This is a genomic window from Streptomyces angustmyceticus, from assembly GCF_040701845.1.
Taxonomy (GTDB): Bacteria; Actinomycetota; Actinomycetes; order Streptomycetales; family Streptomycetaceae; genus Streptomyces; species Streptomyces angustmyceticus_A.
Window position 1 is genome coordinate 58,972 of sequence record NZ_JBFBHQ010000024.1, and the last position, 18,162, is coordinate 77,133.

At 72.3% G+C, this 18,162-nt stretch carries 18 protein-coding genes; 6 read left to right on the forward strand and 12 right to left on the reverse strand.

Annotated features, from left to right (window positions below):
- Positions 1–9 precede the first annotated feature (9 nt).
- Complete coding sequence (locus AB0411_RS31025) at positions 10–1,437, forward strand: alkaline phosphatase family protein (protein ID WP_366420590.1); 1,428 nt, start codon at positions 10–12, stop codon at positions 1,435–1,437.
- 93 nt (positions 1,438–1,530) lie between these two features.
- Here the strand turns inward: AB0411_RS31025 and ccsB are convergent, their stop codons facing one another.
- From ccsB to hemL, 7 genes are all read right to left on the reverse strand, one after another.
- Complete coding sequence (gene ccsB / locus AB0411_RS31030; protein ID WP_152105008.1) at positions 1,531–2,619, reverse strand: c-type cytochrome biogenesis protein CcsB; 1,089 nt, start codon at positions 2,617–2,619, stop codon at positions 1,531–1,533.
- Positions 2,616–4,415, reverse strand: a complete 1,800-nt coding sequence (gene resB / locus AB0411_RS31035) for a cytochrome c biogenesis protein ResB (protein ID WP_366420591.1) — start codon at positions 4,413–4,415, stop codon at positions 2,616–2,618. The genes ccsB and resB overlap by 4 nt, the downstream gene beginning before the upstream one ends.
- Positions 4,416–4,418: 3 nt before the next feature.
- Positions 4,419–5,180, reverse strand: coding sequence for a cytochrome c biogenesis CcdA family protein (locus tag AB0411_RS31040; protein ID WP_366420592.1), 762 nt, complete (start codon positions 5,178–5,180; stop codon positions 4,419–4,421).
- A gap of 4 nt (positions 5,181–5,184) precedes the next feature.
- On the reverse strand, positions 5,185–5,799 hold the full coding sequence (locus tag AB0411_RS31045) for a TlpA family protein disulfide reductase (RefSeq protein ID WP_366420593.1): 615 nt from the start codon (positions 5,797–5,799) through the stop codon (positions 5,185–5,187).
- 68 nt (positions 5,800–5,867) lie between these two features.
- A complete protein-coding gene (locus tag AB0411_RS31050) occupies positions 5,868–7,091 on the reverse strand; it encodes a hypothetical protein (RefSeq protein ID WP_366420594.1) in 1,224 nt (407 codons plus the stop codon).
- Positions 7,092–7,237: 146 nt separating this feature from the next.
- Positions 7,238–7,918: a histidine phosphatase family protein gene (locus tag AB0411_RS31055; protein WP_366420595.1), complete on the reverse strand. Its 681-nt coding sequence runs from the start codon at positions 7,916–7,918 to the stop codon at positions 7,238–7,240.
- Positions 7,919–7,971: 53 nt separating this feature from the next.
- Complete coding sequence (gene hemL, locus AB0411_RS31060; RefSeq protein WP_366420596.1) at positions 7,972–9,279, reverse strand: glutamate-1-semialdehyde 2,1-aminomutase; 1,308 nt, start codon at positions 9,277–9,279, stop codon at positions 7,972–7,974.
- A gap of 324 nt (positions 9,280–9,603) precedes the next feature.
- Between hemL and AB0411_RS31065 the strand changes: the two genes are divergently transcribed.
- Positions 9,604–10,200, forward strand: coding sequence for a hypothetical protein (locus AB0411_RS31065; protein ID WP_350256872.1), 597 nt, complete (start codon positions 9,604–9,606; stop codon positions 10,198–10,200).
- A gap of 62 nt (positions 10,201–10,262) precedes the next feature.
- On the opposite strand, the gene AB0411_RS31070 is transcribed toward AB0411_RS31065, so the two are convergent.
- From AB0411_RS31070 to AB0411_RS31080, 3 genes are all read right to left on the reverse strand, one after another.
- Positions 10,263–11,060 (reverse strand): SDR family NAD(P)-dependent oxidoreductase, encoded by a 798-nt coding sequence (locus AB0411_RS31070; RefSeq protein WP_366420597.1) that lies wholly within the window; start codon positions 11,058–11,060, stop codon positions 10,263–10,265.
- Positions 11,057–11,698, reverse strand: coding sequence for a cupin domain-containing protein (locus AB0411_RS31075; protein WP_366420598.1), 642 nt, complete (start codon positions 11,696–11,698; stop codon positions 11,057–11,059). Before AB0411_RS31075 ends, AB0411_RS31070 begins: the two co-directional genes overlap by 4 nt.
- A gap of 226 nt (positions 11,699–11,924) precedes the next feature.
- On the reverse strand, positions 11,925–12,608 hold the full coding sequence (locus tag AB0411_RS31080) for a TIGR03086 family metal-binding protein (protein ID WP_366420599.1): 684 nt from the start codon (positions 12,606–12,608) through the stop codon (positions 11,925–11,927).
- Between the two features lie 84 nt (positions 12,609–12,692).
- On the opposite strand from AB0411_RS31080, the gene AB0411_RS31085 reads away from it, so the two are divergent.
- Positions 12,693–13,529, forward strand: coding sequence for a helix-turn-helix domain-containing protein (locus tag AB0411_RS31085; protein WP_366420600.1), 837 nt, complete (start codon positions 12,693–12,695; stop codon positions 13,527–13,529).
- Positions 13,530–13,599: 70 nt separating this feature from the next.
- Here the strand turns inward: AB0411_RS31085 and AB0411_RS31090 are convergent, their stop codons facing one another.
- Positions 13,600–14,286: a TetR family transcriptional regulator gene (locus AB0411_RS31090; RefSeq protein ID WP_366420601.1), complete on the reverse strand. Its 687-nt coding sequence runs from the start codon at positions 14,284–14,286 to the stop codon at positions 13,600–13,602.
- A gap of 232 nt (positions 14,287–14,518) precedes the next feature.
- Here AB0411_RS31090 and AB0411_RS31095 point away from each other — a divergent pair, with 232 nt between their 5' ends.
- A complete protein-coding gene (locus tag AB0411_RS31095; protein WP_366420602.1) occupies positions 14,519–16,117 on the forward strand; it encodes an FAD-dependent monooxygenase in 1,599 nt (532 codons plus the stop codon).
- Here AB0411_RS31095 and AB0411_RS31100 read toward each other — a convergent pair.
- Positions 16,074–16,814, reverse strand: a complete 741-nt coding sequence (locus tag AB0411_RS31100) for an AAA family ATPase (RefSeq protein WP_366420603.1) — start codon at positions 16,812–16,814, stop codon at positions 16,074–16,076. The genes AB0411_RS31095 and AB0411_RS31100 overlap by 44 nt on opposite strands.
- 94 nt (positions 16,815–16,908) lie before the next feature.
- On the opposite strand from AB0411_RS31100, the gene AB0411_RS31105 reads away from it, so the two are divergent.
- Together AB0411_RS31105 and AB0411_RS31110 are read left to right on the forward strand one after the other, a co-directional pair.
- Positions 16,909–17,244, forward strand: a complete 336-nt coding sequence (locus AB0411_RS31105) for a YnfA family protein (protein WP_152105011.1) — start codon at positions 16,909–16,911, stop codon at positions 17,242–17,244.
- Positions 17,245–17,324: 80 nt separating this feature from the next.
- Positions 17,325–18,083 carry an SDR family oxidoreductase gene (locus AB0411_RS31110; protein ID WP_366420604.1) on the forward strand — a complete coding sequence of 253 codons (759 nt, stop codon included), beginning with the start codon at positions 17,325–17,327 and terminating at the stop codon, positions 18,081–18,083.
- Positions 18,084–18,162: the final 79 nt, after the last annotated feature.

Genomic DNA, 18,162 nt, shown 5'->3' on the forward strand with positions numbered 1-18,162 from the left:
GTGGCACATATGCCCGACATGACCCGACGCAGACTCCTCGGCTCGGCGGCCGGCGCGGTCGGCGGCGCCGCCGCGCTGTCGCTGCTGCCGCCCAGCGTGCAGAAGGCCGTCGCCGCCGGACCGGCACGTCACGGCTCGCTGCACGACGTCGAGCACGTCGTGATGCTGATGCAGGAGAACCGGTCGTTCGACCACTACTTCGGCACCCTGCGCGGGGTCCGCGGCTTCGCCGACCCGGACGCGCTGACGCTGCCGGACGGCCGGTCGGTCTTCCATCAGCCGGACGCGGAGAACCCGGACGGCTATCTGCTGCCGTTCCGCCTCAACACGCACACCACCAGCGCCCAGGCCATCCCCTCCACCAGCCATGCCTGGTCGGTGCAGCACGAGGCGTGGAACGGCGGCAAGATGGACCGCTGGCTGCCCGCGCACCGCAAGGCCGACGGGGTCAACGGGCCGTACGTCATGGGCTATCACACGCGGGCGGACATCCCCTTCCAGTTCGCTCTCGCCGAGGCGTTCACGCTGTGCGACAACTACTTCTGTTCGGTGTTCGGGCCGACCTGGCCCAACCGGCTGTACTGGATGACCGGGACCCTCGACCCGGGCGGCACCCGGGGCGGTCCGGTGCTGAACAACACCGCGCCCAAGCCGTACCGCTGGACGACGTATGCCGAGCGGCTGGAGGCGGCGGGCATCAGCTGGAAGGTCTACCAGGAGGAGGACGACTACGGCTGCAACCTCCTGGAGCAGTTCCAGACGTTCCGGGACGCCAAGCCCGGGGAGCCGCTGTACGAGCGCGGGATGCGGGCGCAGCCGGCCGGGACGTTCGAGGACGATGCCCGGGCCGACCGGCTGCCGGCGGTGTCGTGGCTGATCCCCACCAGTCACCAGTCCGAGCACCCGGACTACCTGCCGGCCGCCGGCGCCGACTATGTCGCGCAGAAGATCGAGGCGATCGCGTCCAACCCGAAGGTGTGGGCCAAGACCGTCTTCATCCTGAACTACGACGAGAACGACGGGCTCTTCGATCATGTGCCGCCGCCGGTGCCGCCCGCGGGGACGAAGGACGAGTTCGTGCGGGGCCTGCCGATCGGCGGCGGTTTCCGGGTGCCGTGCCTGATCATCTCGCCGTGGACGGTGGGCGGCTGGGCGGCGGGCGACCCGTTCGACCACACCTCGGTGCTGCAGTTCCTGGAGCGCTGGACGGGCGTGGCGGAGCCCAACATCAGCGACTGGCGGCGGTCGGCGTTCGGCGACCTGACGTCGGCGTTCGGCTTCCGGCACCGGGCGCACCGGCCGCCGCGGCTGCCGCACGACACCGCCGAGCGGCTGGTGGAGGCGCAGTGGGAGGTGGCCCATCTGCCGAAGCCGACGCTGCCGGGTGGCGGGCAGCGGCCGCCGCGGCAGGAGCACGGCCGGCGCCGGCGGCGGTAGCCGGCCGGATGTCCTTCTCTCCCCGGGAAACGACGGTGCCGTACGGGCCGGCCTCGTGTGGAGGCGTCCCGTACGGCACCGGGGGTGTGCGGATCAGACTCCCGCGTAGGAGTGCAGGCCCGTCACGAAGATGTTCACGCCGTAGTAGTTGAAGAGGTAGCAGGCGAAGCCGATCAGGCCCAGGTAGGCGGCCTTGCGGCCCTTCCAGCCGGCGGTGGCGCGGGCGTGCAGGTAGCAGGCGTAGGCGACCCAGGTGATGAAGGCCCAGACCTCCTTGGGGTCCCAGCCCCAGTAGCGGCCCCATGCGGCCTCGGCCCAGATGGCGCCCGCGATGATGGTGAACGTCCACAGCGGGAAGACGGTGGCGTTGACGCGGTAGGCGAACTTGTCGAGCGAGGCGGCGGAGGGCAGCCGCTCCAGTACGGACGAGGCGAAGGCGCCGGGCTGCTTGCCCGCGGGGTCGGCGAGCTTGCTCTCGTAGGAGTCGCGGAAGAGGAAGAGCAGGGTGGAGACGGCGCCGAGGTAGAGCGCCGCGCCGGAGATGATCGCGCAGCTGACGTGGATCCACAGCCAGTACGAGTGCAGTGCGGGCACCAGCTGGTCGCTGGCGGTGTAGAGCACCGAGACGGCCAGCCCGAGGTCGAGCAGGACGGTGGTGACCAGGGGCAGCCCGATCCAGCGGACCTTCTTCTTGAGCGCGAGCAGCAGCAGGTAGAGGCCCACGGCGACGGCGGCGAAGGTCGTGGAGAACTCGTACATGTTGCCCCAGGGGGCACGCTGTACGGACAGGGCGCGGGTGAGGACGCCGCCGACGTGCAGCGCCCAGGCCAGGACGGTCAGCGAGATGGCGATCCGCCCGTAGAGGTCGCCCTTCTCGGTGTCGCCGGCGGCGCCGGGGCCGTCGGGGACGTCGCGGCTGCCGGGGACGGACTTGGTGACGACCGCGGGCCGCTCTAGGACGGCCGTGCCGCCGGCGGCGGAGGAGGTCTGCACGGGGACCGTCGCGGGCGCCGTGGACCGTGCGGTCAGGGCGGCGGCGGTACGGCCGACCTTGCTGCGGCTGCCGAACACCCACTCGGCCATGTGCGCGAGGAAGGCGAGCGTATAGACCGCCATCGCGGAATAGACCAGCAGGTTGCTGTTGTGCGCCAGTGTCTCGTTGGCTGCGGCAGCGATGTTCACGCGCGCGCTCCTTCGGAGGGGTCAGCAGGTCCGTCAGAGTCAGTGGGCTCCGCGGGGTCTTCGGTGTCGGGGGCGGGGTCCGGGGCGGGCGGGGCGTCGGGCCACAGCTCCCCGGCGAGCTGGGCGAGTTCCTCCGGCAGCCGGGCGGACTCGCTGCGGCCGAGGGCGGCCATCTCGACGACGGTGACGCCGTCGGCGCCCGTCTCGGCACGGACCCACACCCGGCGGCGCTGGATGAACAGCGACGCGGCCAGGCCCAGCAGGGCGCCGACGGCGCCGGTCAGCGCCAGGCCGTTGCCGGGCTGGTGGGAGACCTTGAAGCTGGCCCAGCTCTTGACGCCCTCGAAGGTGATGGAGCCCTCGCCGTTCGGCAGCTTCATCGTGGTCTGTGCTTCGGCGGCGCGGACGGCGGCCTTGTTCTTGGCGCCCGCGTGCCGGTCCACGCGGTCCTTGGGCAGCAGCATCTTCTTCAGGATGTCGCCCTTGTCGTCCTGGTACTTCTTCAGGCGCTTGGTGTCGAGCTTGTAGACGCTCTGCGGCAGGCCGGAGTCGAGGCCGAGATCGCCGTGGTACGCGTTCACCGACAGCACGGGGAAGTCCAGCGCCGGGAACTGCGAGAACATCGAGCCGGTGCCGCGGCCGCCGAAGGTCGGCACGAACATGGCCTGGAAGCCGAGCTGGTTGCGCTTGCCGTCCTCGGTCTGCGCGCCGGGCACCTTCACCACGCCGGTCGAGGTGAGGTTCTTGGGGTCGGCCGGCAGGAAGGCCGTCGCGCCGTGGTAGACGGTCTTGCCGCGGCCGTCCTTGACGGTGACGACGGGCGAGTAGCCGTGCGAGAGCAGGTAGACCTTGTTGCCCGCGATGTCGAGGGGCTTGTTGACCTCGATGGCGGTGCGGTGCTGCTTGCCGTCCGCGCCCAGGAAGTAGGAGATCTGCGCGCGGTAGGTGCGCGGGGTGCCGCGCTGGGGTCCGGTGCGCTCGTAGGTCGCGTCGAAGCGGTCGAGCTTGAAGCCGAAGGGCTCCATGTCGTCGGTGTCGTAGAACGGTCCCGACTTGAACTCGTCGTACTGCGTGAGGCTGTTGGCGAAGCCGTCGCCCTCGGTGACGAGCTTGTTGCCCTCGGCCTTCCACAGGCCGCCGACGGCGAACGCCACCAGCATCACGATCAGCGCGACGTGGAAGACGAGGTTGCCGACCTCGCGGAGGTAGCCCTTCTCGGCGGCGACCGCGGTGGCGTCCCGGTGGGCGCGGAAGTGCCGCTTCTTCAGCAGCCGCCCGGCGGCGCCGAGGACGTCCTCGGGCGCCGCGGCGGTGCGCCAGGTGGTGTACGCGGGCAGCCGGGTCAGGCGGCGCGGGGCGGCCGGCGGGCGGCCGCGGAGCTGTCCGACGAACTGCCAGCTGCGCGGCACGATGCAGCCGATCAGGGAGATGAACAGCAGCAGGTAGATCGCGGAGAACCACACCGAGCTGTAGACGTGGAACATCCCGAGCTTGTCGTAGATGCCCGCGAGGGTGGAGTGGTCGGCCTTGAACTGGTCGACCTTGACGGGGTCGACGCTGGTCTGCGGGATCAGCGAGCCGGGGATCGCGCCGATGGACAGCAGGAAGAGCAGCAGCAGCGCCACCCGCATCGAGGTCAGCTGCCGCCAGAACCAGCGCACCCAGCCGAGGGGGCCGAGCGAGGGGAAGGTGATGTCTTCCGTGGGCGCGGTGGAGAGCTGGGATCCGGCCGCGCCGAGATCGCTGCCCGCGTCGGCGGAGCCCGGGTCGCGGGGGGTGTCGGTCTTGGTGGACATCAATCAGATCCCAACGGTGGAGCTTTGCGTCCAGCTCTGGAGCTCGGACATCAGGCTGTCCCAGATGCCGGTGACGAGGAGGAGGCCGAGGGCGACCATCATCCCGCCGCCGATCCGCATCACCCACAGATAGTGCCGCTTGACCCAGCCGAACGCGCCGAGCGCCCGGCGGAAGGCCAGGGCGACGGCGATGAACGGGACGCCCAGGCCCAGGCAGTACGCCACGGTGAGCAGGGCGCCGCGGCCGGCGCTGGCGTCGTAGTAGGCGAGGGCGTTGACGGCGGCGAAGGTGGGGCCCAGGCACGGCGTCCAGCCGACGCCGAAGAGCACCCCGAGCACCGGCGCGCCGGCCAGTCCCATGGCGGGCTTCATGTGGAAGCGCAGTTCGCGCTGCCCGAAGCGCTTCAGGACCCCGGCGAACGCCAGCCCGAGCAGGATCATCAGCACACCGAGGACCCGGGAGATGACGTCCTTGTACTCCTGCAGGTCCCTGCCGAAGAACCCGAAGAGCGCCCCGCCGGAGACGAAGACGGCGGTGAAGCCGAGGACGAAGAGGGAGGCGCCGGCCAGCATCCGGCCGCGCCGGGCCTCGCCGAGGTCGGTGCCGGTGACGCCGGTGACGTACGACATGTAGCCCGGCACCAGGGGCAGGACGCAGGGCGAGAAGAAGGAGACGAGGCCGGCGAGGAGCGCGAGGGGAACGGCGGCGAAGAGGGTGCCGTTGAGGACGGTCTGGTTCTCGGTGGCGGCGGCGAGCGCGATCACGTGATCACTTCTCGGCGATCAGCGGGGTGATCATCTTGCGCAGCTCGTCCTCGGCGAGCGGGCCGATCGAGCGGGCGGCGATCCTGCCGTGCCGGTCGATGGCGAGGGTGGAGGGGATGGACTGCGGGTTGAGGCTGCCCTTGGGGAAGCGCAGCATCAGCCGGCCGGTCGGGTCGAAGAGGCTCGGGTAGGGCACCTTGTGCTCTTCCTCGAAGGCCGCGGCCTGCGACTTCTCGGAGTCGCGGGTGTTGATCCCGACGAACTGGACGCCCTTGGCCTTGGTCTCGTTCGCGACCTTGGCGAAGTTCGGCGCCTCGGCGATGCAGGGGCCGCACCATGATCCCCAGACGTTGAGGACGACGACCTTGCCCTTGTAGTCGGCGATGTCCAGCTTCTTGCCGTTGATGGTCTCGCCGGAGAGCTCGGGCACCGGCTGCCGCTCGTCCTTCTTGACGGTGGCGACGCCGTTCTTGCCCTGGACGAACCGGGTCTGGGACGAGCCGCCGGAGGCGCCGTCGCCGCAGGCACTGAGCGTCAGCGACGCGGCCGCCGCCCCTGCGGCGAGCAGGGTGAGGCGACGGCGGCTCGTGAGGCGGCGTGGGGCGCGGCAGGCACTCATGTGAAAAGTTTCGCATGGGCCATTTCCGGATCTTCCGCGCCCCCCTGGGGCCCGTGCGGCGCGGCGTGTCAGGCCACCGACAGAAAGGCCTTCCAGCCCGCTGCGGGCTGCCGGCCGACGGGGAGCTCCTGGAGCCTGCGCACCATCTCCGGGTCCTGTGCGTCCAGCCAGTCGGTGAGCTGCCGGAACGACACCAGGTGGACGTCCCGGTTCTGCTCGTTGGCGATGTGTTTCAGCGCGTCCTCCACGGCATCCATATAGATGCCGCCGTTCCACTCCTCGAAGTGGTTGCCGATGAAGAAGGGCGCCCGGTTGGTCTCGTAGGCGCGGCGGAAGCCGGAGATATAGGCGTCGGCGGCCTGCTGCCGCCACCCGGGATAGTTCACCGGCGGGGCGTGCGTCGAATGCTTGGACTGGTTGGCGAGGATGTTGTAGTCCATCGAGAGCACCTCGAAAGAGTGGCCCGGGAACGGAATCTGCTGGAGCGGGTAGTCCCAGAGGCCCAGCTTCTTCCTCGGCCACCGCTGCAGGCCGCCGGGCGAGCTGGCGTCGTAGCGCCAGCCGAGTTCCCTGGCGGTGGGCAGCAGGTTCCGCTGGCCGAGGAGGCATGGCGTACGGCCACCGACCAGTTCCTGTCGGTAGTCGAAGGGCAGCGGGTCCAGGTCCGTGAAGCCGGTGTTCGTGCGCCATTGGGTGACGAAGTCCATGGCCTGGTCGATCTCGGACTGCCACTGGCGGGGGGTCCAGCGCTTGACGGTGCCCGGGCCGGTGCAGAAGTGCCCGTTGAAGTGGGTGCCGATCTCGTGGCCGTCGAGCCAGGCCGCGCGGACGTTCGCCAGCGTCTCCTTGATGTGCTCGTCACTGAGGTAGCCGATGGCGGAGGCGCCGGCGGGGTTGTTCGGCGGTTCGTAGAGGTGCTTTCGGGCTTCGGGCAGGAGATAGAGCCCGGACAGGAAGAAGGTCATCGCGGCGCCGTGGTCCTTGGCGAGCTTCAGGAAACGGGGGAAGAGGCCGTTTCCGACCTCTCCGGCCCCGTCCCAGGAGAAGACCACGAACTGCGGAGGGGTCTGTCCGGGCTCCAGCCGTTCGGGTTCTTTCGGCTGTTCGGGCTGCGCGCCGTAATTCGCTGTCGAACCGTCACCGATGAGCTTGGGGCGGGCCTGTACCGAACTCCGGACGCGCTGTTCGTCCACCGCGGCGCGCGGGTCCGACGACGAGCAGCCGGCGACGCCCAGTGCCGCGGCGGCACCGACTCCCATGCCCAGCAGGTCTCGCCGACTGATCGCGCGCATACCCTCGACCCCATCCGTGCTCGCCGAACTCAATATCCATATAAACGGACATTGGAGAGGAGGGCATGTCGAACGTGGGGGCACCGGGCGGTTCGCCTGACGGTGTCATCTCGGGCGGAATTGACGTTCCGCCACGTGACACGCCGTCAGGCCCCGAAAGCCTTGGCCTTTCCCTTGACGGGTTTGGCGCCCGCCAGGAGATGGGAGGGAACCAGGTCGCGGGCGGGCTCGCTGTACCCCACCGAAACGATCTTGTCGCCGTGGAAGGTGAAGGACGTCAGCGAGGCCAGCGTGCACTGCCGCTTCCGCGGGTCGTGCCACAGCCGGCGGCGCTCCGCGAAGCTGCGCACGATCCAGATCGGCAGCTGATGGCTGACCGCCACGGCCTCGTGCCCGCGCGCCGCGTCCCGCGCCGCGCCGAGCGCCGCCATCATCCGTACGACCTGTTCGAGGTACGGCTCGCCCCAGGAGGGCCGGAACGGATTCGTCAGGTACTTCCAGTTCCCCGGCTTCTTCAGCGCGCCGTCACCGACCCCGAAGGTCTTCCCCTCGAAGACGTTGCCCGCCTCGATCAGCCGCTCGTCGGTGGCCAGCTCCAGGCCGTGCGCACCGGCGATCGGCGTCGCGGTCTCCTGCGCACGCTCCAGCGGCGAGGCGACGACATGCGTGATGTCCCGCCCCGCGAGGTGCTCCGCCACCTGGTCGGCCATCTTCCGCCCCAGGTCGGAGAGGTGGTAGCCGGGCCGGCGGCCGTAGAGCACGCCGTCGGGGTTGTGCACCTCGCCGTGCCGCATCAGATGCACCACGGTGATGTCTTCGCTGCTCATGTCACCCATTCATTCAGTCGTCGGCAGGCGGTCGCCGGTCCGTGCGCCGGTGCTCAGGCCGTCGCCGCGGCGGCGGCGCGTGCGGCGGCCGGCAGGGCGGCGGCGATGCGCTCGACGGCCGCGGCGTCGTGCGCGGTCGACAGGAACCACGACTCGAAGGCGGACGGCGGGAGGTAGACGCCCTGCGACAGCATCGAGTGGAAGAAGGCGGTGAAGCGGAAGGACTCCTGCGCCTTGGCGCCGTCGTAGTCGGTCACCTCGGCGTCCGTGAAGAAGACCGTGAACATGTTCCCGGCGGCCTGGACCCGGTGCGCCACGCCCTCCTTCTCCAGCGCGGCGGCGACCAGGCCCCGCACCTCCGCCGAGACCGCGTCGACCTTCTCGTACGCGGCGTCGTCCAGCAGCCGCAGCTGCGCGACGCCCGCGGCGGTGGCGATCGGGTTCCCGGACAGGGTGCCCGCCTGGTAGACCGGGCCGGCCGGGGCCAGATGCGCCATGACGTCCGCGCGGCCGCCGAAGGCCGCGGCCGGGAAGCCGCCGCCCATGACCTTGCCGAACGTCATCAGATCCGGACGTACCCCATCAATGCCGTACCAACCGGCCTTGCTGACGCGGAAGCCGGTCATCACCTCGTCGGAGATGTAGAGCGCCCCGTTGCCGGCGCACAGGTCCTTCAGGCCCTGGTTGAAGCCCGGCAGCGGCGGCACCACGCCCATGTTGCCCGGCGCCGCCTCCGTGATCACACAGGCGATCTCGCCCGGGTGCGCGGCGAACGCGGCCCGCACCGCCTCGATGTCGTTGTACGGCAGCACGATCGTGTCGCCGGCCTGCGCGCCCGTCACGCCCGGCGTGTCGGGCAGCCCGAGGGTCGCCACGCCCGAACCGGCCGCGGCCAGCAGCGCGTCCACGTGGCCGTGGTAGCAGCCCGCGAACTTGATCACCTTCGGCCGGCCGGTGAACCCGCGCGCCAGCCGGATCGCCGACATCGTCGCCTCGGTGCCGCTGGAGACCAGCCGCACCTGCTCGACCGGCTCGATCCGGGCCACGATCTCCTCGGCCAGCTCGACCTCGCCCGCGCCGGGCGTGCCGAAGGACGTGCCGTGGGCGACCGCCTCCTGGACGGCGGCGATCACCTCGGGGTGCGAGTGCCCGAGGATCATCGGCCCCCAGGAGCACACGAGGTCGACGTACTCGCGGCCGTCGGCGTCGGTGAGGTACGGACCGGTGCCGGACACCATGAACCGGGGCGTACCGCCCACGGCCCGGAAGGCCCGCACCGGAGAATTGACGCCGCCCGGCGTCACGGCGGACGCACGGTCGAACAGCGACTGCGAAACAGGGGCTTCATAGGGAAAAGACACTGGGATCCTGACCTGCATAAACGGCGGGCGGGCGGCGTACGGACACGGCCCGGCTGACGACGGGTGCGGGAATCTCCCGCGCGATACGCCTGCGGGCGCCGCACGGTTCACTCTCGCTCCTTTTTTGATTCCTCTCGCTTTCGACCGGGCGTCAGCCCCCACTCGTCTGCGAAACTGGGCCGACGTACGAGTAAGTCACGCAAGCAATGGTCTCAGAGGCGCACGGGGGCGTGCGGCCGGGCGTTTCACGCGCCGGTGACGGGGGAGGTCTCTGAGACGATGATCGGGTTGCGCGGCTGGGGCTGCGAGTGGTCGGGTGGAGATATGCATCGCGGTGGCGAACTGGGCGAGGGAACCAATGACCGGGGTCCCGAGCGCGCCCAGCGCGGCCGTCACCGGCGCGAGGAATCCACGGGTGACCGGACCACGCGCGAGGAAACCACGGGCCACGAGAGCACGGGCGGGGAAATCAGAGGCGGCCGCATGGGGGTGACGTACAGGTACTTCGGCGCGCCGAACGGCGCGACCGCGGCCCGGGTCCCGGTCTCCATGCGTCCCGAGGAGCTCGGCGGTGACGAGCTCGGCATGGGCGGCATGTTCAGCAAGATCAAGCCGGAGACGATGGCCGCCATGGTCCTCACCGGTATAGAGGGCATACCGCTCCATAAGGTTCCGCCGCTCGAACTTGTCGTCCTCCACCCCGACTACGCCGTCGTCAAGCTCCCGATGACCGTGGTCGACCCGCTGCGCGGCGTCGGTGAGGAGTCGGTCGGCGCGGCCGCCTTCATCTGGTCCACCGTCCCCGACCGCGGCGGTCCGCGCGACGCCTTCACCGTCTACCAGCTGCTGCACGAGTGGCAGGACTTCAGCCACCGGCTGCACGAGGCAGGGCACCAGGCGTACTGCCTGGTCTGGCCGTAACGGTTCAGCGGGGCCCCGGGGCGCGGTGTACGGCCGCGCCCCGGCGGCACGGACTCCCCGGGTCACCACGTGGGCCGGGCCGAGACACCGCCGTCCACCACCAGCTCGTGCCCGGTGATCCAGGACGCCATCGGCGAGGCGAGGAAGACACAGGCATCGCCCACGTCCTCGGGCCTGCCCAACCGCCCCGCGGGCGCCGCCGCTTGCCAGCGGCGCACCCCCTCCGGCCAGTCCCCGGCCAGGCCGGGACGGTCGATCAGGCCCGGCGAGACGCTGTTGACGCGGATGCCGTCCGCCCCGTACTCCAGCGCCGCCGCGCGCGCATGCATCACCACCGCCGCCTTCGACGCGCAGTAGTGGGCGTGCTGCGGCGCGGGCCGGTCCGCCTCGATCGAGGCGATATGCGTCACCGACCCTCCCGAGCCCGCCCGCATCACGGCCGCCGCGGCCTGGGTGCAGGCGAAGACGCTGTGCACGTTCACGTCCGCCACCGCCCGCCAGTCGGCGAGCGACATCCCCGCCAGCTCCTGCGTCGGCTGCACCCCCGCGTTGTTCACCAGCGCGGTCAGCCGCCCGCGCCAGCCGGCCGCCTCGGCCACCAGCCGGTGGCACTCCTCCTCGACGGCCAGATCGGCGGCCAGCGCCAGCGCGCTCCCGCCGTCCGCCTCGATCCGCTCGACCAGGTCCCGCGCCGCCCCCGCGCCCGTGCGGTAGTGCGCCACGACCGCGGCTCCCGCGGCGGCGAACCGCAGGGCGATGCCCCGGCCGAGGCCGCCGGCGGCGCCGGTGACGAGGGCGACCTGTCCGCTGAGGTCGGGGAGCGCGGAGCGGCGGGTGGGGCCGGGCCCGTTCTCGGTCATGGGCGGCTCAGCGCGGCGATCCGCGCTGCCTCCTGGGGAAAGCGCGCGGCCAGTTCGGCGGCGTCCCCGTGCTCGTAGTCCGCGAAGGTGAAACCGGGCGCCATCGTGCAGCCGAACAGCGTCCAGGAGCCGCCCTCGGCGACCTCCGCGGCCATCCACGTACCGGCCGGCACCGTGAACTGGACGTGCTGGCCGGCGAGGATGTCGGGGCCGAGGAGGACGGTACGGGCGGGGGTGGGGGTGTCGGCAGGGGCAGGGGTGGTCGCGGGGGTGCCGGCGGCTGAGGCGTGGGCGCCCGGGGTGTCGGCGTCCGGGGAGCCGGCGTCCGGGGAGTCGGCGTCCGGGGAGCCGGCCTCTTCCGAGAGGAGGAGCAGGGTGAGCGGATCGCCGCGGTAGTAGTGCCAGATCTCGTCGGTGGGCAGCCGGTGCAGGGCGGAGAAGTCGCCCGGCTCGGCGGTCAGCAGCATCACGATCGCCGAGCCCTCGGGCCGTCCGTCGGGGCGCATCGGGCCCGCCCAGGTACGCCGGAACCGCCCGCCCTCACGGGGCAGTGGCGCCAGCCCGTAGAAATCGATCAGTGCTTCCGGGAGCCGGTCGCGGGGCGTCCGACGGTCGCGGGGCATCCGACGCTCGTCCATCCGCGGGCCGCCTTCCCGTCGTGTGCCGTGCGCCGGTCCTGGGGGCCGGGGCCGGTCTCCTGCACCGGTCTCGTGCGCTGTAGGCCGGTCTCGTGTGCCGTAGGCCGGTCTCGTGCGCCGTGTGCCCGTGGCGATCGAGACCGTGACCGTGACCGAGCCTAGGGGCGATGGCGGCGCGGCGCGGGCGGCATCAGGCCATCTGTCGGAGCGGGCGGCCGACGGCCCGTCAGGAGCCCGTCCAGTGCGGGTCGCGGCCGGTCTCCGCCAGCAGCGCGTCGAGGGCGCAGGCGCCGGGCGGGAGGGGGAACGGGTCGGCGAAGACGTTCATCTTCCGGGCGGTCGGGGCCATCTGGGCGACCAGCGCCCGCAGCTCGGCCACACAGCCGGCAGCCGGCGCGTACGGCAGGCCGGTCGCCCGCGCCACGTCCCAGGCGTGCACCGTCAGATCCAGCAGCACCATCGCGCCGACGGTCCGGGCCGGCAGGTTCATCCCGCCGGTCAGGCCCTCCTCCGCGCCCGGCGCCGCCCACGCCTCGACCAGCCGCGTGGTCTCCTCCGCGAACCGGTCCGGCCACCGCGCCCCGTACGCCCCGAGCCGGTCGGGGGTGGTGCTGAAGTCGACGTCCTTCTTGGCGGCCAGCTCCTGGAAGGCGACGACCACATGGAAGAGGTGGTTGAGCAGCGCCCGTACGTCGTACTCCGCGCACGGCGTCGGCAGCCCCAGCTGGTCGTCGCGCACCCCGCGCAGTACGGGGAGCGCCGCGGCGGCCGCGGCGTCGAGCAACGCGCTGATCGGTGGCGCGGGGGCCGGACCGGCGGGATCCGGGGCTGCGGCGGCAGCGTCCGGCCCGCCCGCGCGGGCCGGCGCACCTGGGAGGTTTTCATCCGTATTGTCTCGTCTGTCGGTCATGGCGACGACGCTACGGACCGGTGCCGGGGGTGGCTTGAAAAAACGCGACAGGCCCGGCACGCCCTGCGCCCCTAAAATTCCGGCATGGCCGCTCCACGGCGCGACACCCGGGGCATCGTCGATGCCCCCGGACTCTTCACGCGGGTGCAGTTCCGACGCCGTACCCCCGCCGTACCGCTGCGCCCCTACGTCGAGCACTACTGGCTGATCGACTGGGACCTCTCCGAGCCGTACGCCACGCATGTCGTTCCCCACCCGTGCGTGAACCTCGTCTTCCAGCGGTACGCCGACCGCCCCGGCTTCGGCGAGGTCACGGGCGCCGGGCGGGAGCTGTTCGCCCAGAAGCTGACGGGGCGCGGGCGGGTGTGCGGGGTGCAGTTCCGGCCGGGCGGGTTCCGGCCGTTCACCCCGGAGCGGCCCGCCACGGACTGGACGGACCGCCGGCTGCCGCTGGCGGCGGTGTTCGGGGCCGGCGAGGCAGCGGGTGCCGTAGCGGAGCCCCCGGACGCCGCGGCCGCCGTACTGGAGCCCGAGGACGAGGACGCCCGGGTGGCCGCGCTCGACGCCTTCCTGATCCCTCGCCTGCGGGCCGAGCCCCACACCCTGGCCCAGGCCGGCCTCGCCATGGCGCTGGCCGACCGGATCCGCACGGACCGCACGATCCGCCGGGTCGCGGACTTCGCGGCGTCCGAGGGCCTGACCGTACGGGCCCTGCAGCGGCTGTTCGCCGGGTACGTCGGGGTCAGCCCCAAGTGGGTGCTGCTGCGCTACCGGGTGCACGAGGCCCTGGAGCGCGCCGCGTCCGACGCGGAGGTCGACTGGGCCGCGCTCGCCGCCGAGCTGGGCTACAGCGATCAGGCGCATCTGATCCGCGAGGTCACCGCCACGGTCGGGGTCCCGCCGACCGCCTACGCACGCTGACCGCGGCCGAGCCGGCGCCCACGCCGGCGCCGGCAGCCCTGAGGGCCGCCCCCTCCGAGCAGTCCCGCCGTCAGGGCTGTTCCGCCGTCAGATAGCGCTGGACGGTGGGGGCCAGCCAGGCGACGAGTTCGTCGTGGCCGAGGTCCACGGCCGGCGGAATGTGCAGCACATAGCGGCACAGCGCCATGCCGAGTATCTGGGAGGCGATCAGCGCGGCCCGCGTCGGCGCCTCCTCGGGCACCGGACAGACCGCCGCCAGGACCGGCTTGATCTGCTCAGCGAACACACCGCGCATCCGCTGCGCGCCCGCCTCGTTGGTGACGCCGACGCGCATCATGCCGGTCAGCGTCTCGTCGCACTCCCAGCGCTCCAGGAAGTGGCGTACGAGCCGGGCACCGGCCTCCTCGCGCGGTACGTGGCTGAGGTCCGGGGCGTGCACCTCGATCTCGGAGGCGGCCGCGAAGAGGCCGGCCTTGTTGCCGTAGTAGCGCATCACCATCGACGGATCGATGTCCGCGTCCCTGGCGATGGCGCGGATGGTGGCGCGCTCGTAGCCGTCCGCGGCGAAGCGGTCCCGGGCCGCGGCCAGGATCGCGGCGCGGGTCGCGGCGGAGCGGCGGGGGCGCGCGGGATCCGCGGGGCCGCGGGGCGCGGCGTCGGTGGCGCTCCCGGACGGCACGTCGGACGCGTCGGACGCGGCGGGAACGGCGGTCACGGCAGGCGCGGCATCGGCGGCGGAGGGAGCATGTTCGGCCATGTCAACAACTGTAGGCCAACAATCGTTGACACACCAGAGCCGCGCGCCTTACGCTTGCCAACAAGCGTTGACCCACATGCGTTGACACGAGCACCGACACCGGCCCAGGCGCAGGCGCAGGAACAAGCACAGGCACGAGCAAGGGCACTGCTGCAGACCCAGACAGAGCCCGGCCCAGGCCCCGCACGGAACAGGCAACACACGGCACGACTAGGCGCAGGAGGCGGACAGCATGGATGCCACGAAGCACCGGACCGGCCACGGCGGCCCCGAGGAGGGCGAGGCGCCCGCGGCCCGCGAAACGGACGTCATCGTCGTCGGCGCCGGCCCCACCGGCCTGCTGCTCGCCGGGGACCTCGCCGAGGCCGGGCTCGGCGTCACGCTCCTGGAGCGCCGCCCCGCCACGATCAGCAACCTCACCCGCGCCCTGGCCGTCCACGCCCGCACCCTGGAGCAGCTGGACGCCCGCGGCCTCGCCGACGAGCTGGTCGCCGGCGGCCACCGGCTCTCCGCCCTCCGCCTCTTCGGGGACGCCGCCTTCGACGCGACCCGGCTCCGCTCCCGCTTCCCGTTCGTGCTGATCACTCCGCAGTTCGAGGTCGAGCGGCTGCTGGAGCGGCGGGCCCGCCGGGCCGGGGTCGCCTTCCGCTACGACTCCGAGGTGCTCGGCCTGGACCAGGACGCCGACGGCGTGACGGTGCGCTTCCGCACCGCCGAGGGCCTGGGCAGCCTCCGTGCCGTGTACGCCGTCGGCACCGACGGCGTACACAGCACCATCCGTGAGGCCATCGGCCTGCCGTTCCCCGGCAAGTCCGTGATCCGCTCCCTGGTCCTCGCCGATGTCCGGCTGGCCCAGGAGCCCGAGTCCCCCTTCACCGTCGACGCCAACGACGACGCCTTCGCCCTGATCGGCTCGTTCGGCGACGGCTGGTACCGCGCCATCGGCTGGAACCGCCACCGCCAGGCCGACGACGACGCGCCCGCCGACCTCGCCGAGGTCCGCGAGTGCGCCCGGCTCGCCCTCGGCAGGGACTACGGCATGTACGACGCCCGCTGGGTCTCCCGCTTCCACAGCGACGAGCGCCAGGCCCCCGAGTACCGCGTGGGCCGCGTCTTCCTCGCCGGCGACGCCGCGCATGTGCACTCCCCCGCCGGCGGCCAGGGCATGAACACCGGCCTCCAGGACGCCGCCAACCTCAGCTGGAAACTCGCCGCGGTGCTCCGGGGCCACTCCCCCGAAAGCCTGCTGGACAGCTATCAGGCCGAGCGCCACCCGGTGGGCAAGCAGGTCCTGCGCAGCAGCGGCGCGCTCATCCGGGTCGCCCTGCTGCACACCGCCCCCTGGCGCGTCGTCCGCACGCTCGGCGCCCGGCTCTTCAACCACCTGGGGCCGCTGGCCCGCCGCGCGATGCGCACCGTCTCCGGCATCGGCATCGCCTACGCGGCCGGGCCCGGCGCCCACCCCCTCGCCGGCCGGCGCGCCCCCGACCTCCACCTGGCCGACGGCAGCCGCCTCTACGCACTCCTCCGCCAGGGCAAGTTCGTCCTGATCACCCCCGCCGACGAGGCCGGCGGCCTGCGGCCCGCCGCCGACCGTGTGGTGACCGCCTCCTGGCGAAGCGACCGCCGTACGGCGCTCCTCGTCCGCCCCGACGGCTATATCGCCTGGGCCACCGATGCCACGGCCCCGGCCGAGCGCGCCACGGCCCTACGCTCCGCCCTCCTGCAGTGGACCGGCGCCGCGCCCGAGGACGGCGGCTCCATAGGCACCACCCGGACCGCCGCCCTCACCGCGCCAGCACATGCCGCAGATACGCCCGGGGGTCGTTGAGATAGCGCCGCCAGTGGTCGACGAGCCCCAGCTCCGCCCACTCCACGCGCCGCATCCCGTGCTCGCCGACCTCCACGATCGCCGCACCGGGCAGCGCCGTCAGCAGCGGCGAGTGGGTGGCGCAGACGATCTGTGCCCCGCTGCGCCCCAACTCGTCCATCAGCCCGACCAGTTCCAGGCAGGAGGAGAAGGACAGTGCCGCCTCCGGCTCGTCCAGCACATACAGGCCCCGCTGCAGGAACCGCTCCCGGAAGGCCAGCAGAAAGCCCTCCCCGTGACTGAGCTCGTCCGGGGACCGGGACAGCCGATTCGACCTCCGCTCCCCGTTCAACGCCTCCAGCGCCGTCTCGGCCCGCAGGAAGAACCCCCGCCGGCGGACCCTCGGCCCGCGCACCATCTGCCGCCCCTCCCGCGTCGGATCGAACCGCATCAGACCGCCGAGCAGCGAGGCCTCCCGCGAACTCGCGTACTTGTATCCCGCCGAGCCGCCGTACGAATCCAGCCCGAAGCCTTCCGCCAGCGCCTCGGCCAGCGTCGATTTGCCCGAACCGTTCTCCCCCACCAGAAAGGTCACCGGGGCGGGGAAGGTCAGCCCCTCCTCGGCGAGCTGGCGCACACACGGCACCGTCCAGGGCCAGCCGCTCCCGGCCGTCCCCTCCCCCTGCGGAACGTCCACGTAAGCCCGTTCGATCAGCATGCCCCGAAGCTCTCACACCCCACTGACAGCCACCCCCACGCGCGCCGCCGGCCGCCCCAGCCGGCTCCGGGCCCCGGTTCCGTAGGCTTCCCCCATGCTGTTCGCCCGGTCCGCCGCCCTCTTCGTCCTCGCCGGCCTCTTCGAGATCGGCGGCGCCTGGCTGGTCTGGCAGGGCGTCCGCGAGCACAAGGGCTGGGTGTGGATCGGTGCCGGAGTGATCGCGCTCGGGGTGTACGGCTGGGTCGCCACCCTCCAGCCGGACGCCGCCTTCGGCCGGATCCTCGCCGCGTACGGCGGCGTCTTCGTCGCCGGCTCGCTGGCGTGGGGCGCGGTCGCGGACGGCTACCGCCCCGACCGCTGGGACGTGACCGGGGCCCTGATCTGCCTGGCCGGAATGGCCGTGATCATGTACGCCCCCAGGGGCCGCTGACCACGCCTGCATATCCTGGCCGCGGACCACCCTCCCCCGGCCCTCGCGGCGCAGGGGGCCCCACCGCCCTGAGGAGTGTCATGACCGCCGAGGCCCGTACCGCCGTCGTCACCGGAGCGAGCAGCGGCATCGGAGCCGCCACCGCGCGCGCACTGGCCGCCGCCGGCTACCGCGTGGTGCTCACCGCCCGCCGCAAGGACCGGATCGAGGCGCTCGCCGCCGAGCTGCCGAACGCCGAGGCCCACGCGCTCGACGTCACCGACCGCGCCGCCGTCGACGCCTTCGCGGCCGCGCTCGACCGCTACCCCTCGATCGACGTCCTGGTCAACAACGCCGGCGGGGCCTACGGCGCGGAGCCGGTGGCCACCGGCGACCCCGCCGACTGGCGCGCCATGTACGAGGTCAACGTGCTGGGCGTGCTCCACATGACCCAGGCGCTGCTGCCCGCCCTCACCGCCTCCGGCGACGGCACGGTCGTCGTGCTCTCCTCCACCGCCGGCCACGGCACGTACGAGGGCGGCGGCGGTTATGTCGCCGCCAAGCACGGTGCCCATGTCATCGCCGAGACGCTCCGTCTGGAGCTGTGCGGCGAGCCGGTGCGCGTCATCGAGGTCGCCCCGGGCATGGTCAAGACCGACGAGTTCGCCACCACCCGCTTCCGCGGCGACACCACCAAGGCCGCCAAGGTCTACGAGGGCGTCGACCGGCCGCTGAGCGCGGAGGACGTCGCCGACACCATCACCTGGGCGATCACCCGCCCCTCCCACGTCAACGTCGACCTGCTGGTGGTCCGCCCCCGCGCCCAGGCCTCCAACTCCAAGGTGCACCGCACCACCTGAGCCCCCGGACGCGCGACCCGGCGCGCGGGACTCCGGGGCCCGCCCGGAGTCCCGCCCCCGCCCACGCACAAGGAGCGGC

Bases quoted from the DNA above. Each gene is read 5' to 3' on its own strand.
- AB0411_RS31025 (WP_366420590.1), top strand. From the start codon at position 10: ATGCCCGACATGACCCGACGCAGACTCCTCGGCTCGGCGGCCGGCGCG.
- resB (WP_366420591.1), bottom strand. From the start codon at position 4,415: ATGTCCACCAAGACCGACACCCCCCGCGACCCGGGCTCCGCCGACGCG.
- AB0411_RS31045 (WP_366420593.1), bottom strand. From the start codon at position 5,799: ATGAGTGCCTGCCGCGCCCCACGCCGCCTCACGAGCCGCCGTCGCCTC.
- AB0411_RS31050 (WP_366420594.1), bottom strand. From the start codon at position 7,091: ATGCGCGCGATCAGTCGGCGAGACCTGCTGGGCATGGGAGTCGGTGCC.
- AB0411_RS31055 (WP_366420595.1), bottom strand. From the start codon at position 7,918: ATGAGCAGCGAAGACATCACCGTGGTGCATCTGATGCGGCACGGCGAG.
- AB0411_RS31065 (WP_350256872.1), top strand. From the start codon at position 9,604: ATGCATCGCGGTGGCGAACTGGGCGAGGGAACCAATGACCGGGGTCCC.
- AB0411_RS31070 (WP_366420597.1), bottom strand. From the start codon at position 11,060: ATGACCGAGAACGGGCCCGGCCCCACCCGCCGCTCCGCGCTCCCCGAC.
- AB0411_RS31075 (WP_366420598.1), bottom strand. From the start codon at position 11,698: ATGGACGAGCGTCGGATGCCCCGCGACCGTCGGACGCCCCGCGACCGG.
- AB0411_RS31080 (WP_366420599.1), bottom strand. From the start codon at position 12,608: ATGACCGACAGACGAGACAATACGGATGAAAACCTCCCAGGTGCGCCG.
- AB0411_RS31085 (WP_366420600.1), top strand. From the start codon at position 12,693: ATGGCCGCTCCACGGCGCGACACCCGGGGCATCGTCGATGCCCCCGGA.
- AB0411_RS31090 (WP_366420601.1), bottom strand. From the start codon at position 14,286: ATGGCCGAACATGCTCCCTCCGCCGCCGATGCCGCGCCTGCCGTGACC.
- AB0411_RS31095 (WP_366420602.1), top strand. From the start codon at position 14,519: ATGGATGCCACGAAGCACCGGACCGGCCACGGCGGCCCCGAGGAGGGC.
- AB0411_RS31100 (WP_366420603.1), bottom strand. From the start codon at position 16,814: ATGCTGATCGAACGGGCTTACGTGGACGTTCCGCAGGGGGAGGGGACG.
- AB0411_RS31105 (WP_152105011.1), top strand. From the start codon at position 16,909: ATGCTGTTCGCCCGGTCCGCCGCCCTCTTCGTCCTCGCCGGCCTCTTC.
- AB0411_RS31110 (WP_366420604.1), top strand. From the start codon at position 17,325: ATGACCGCCGAGGCCCGTACCGCCGTCGTCACCGGAGCGAGCAGCGGC.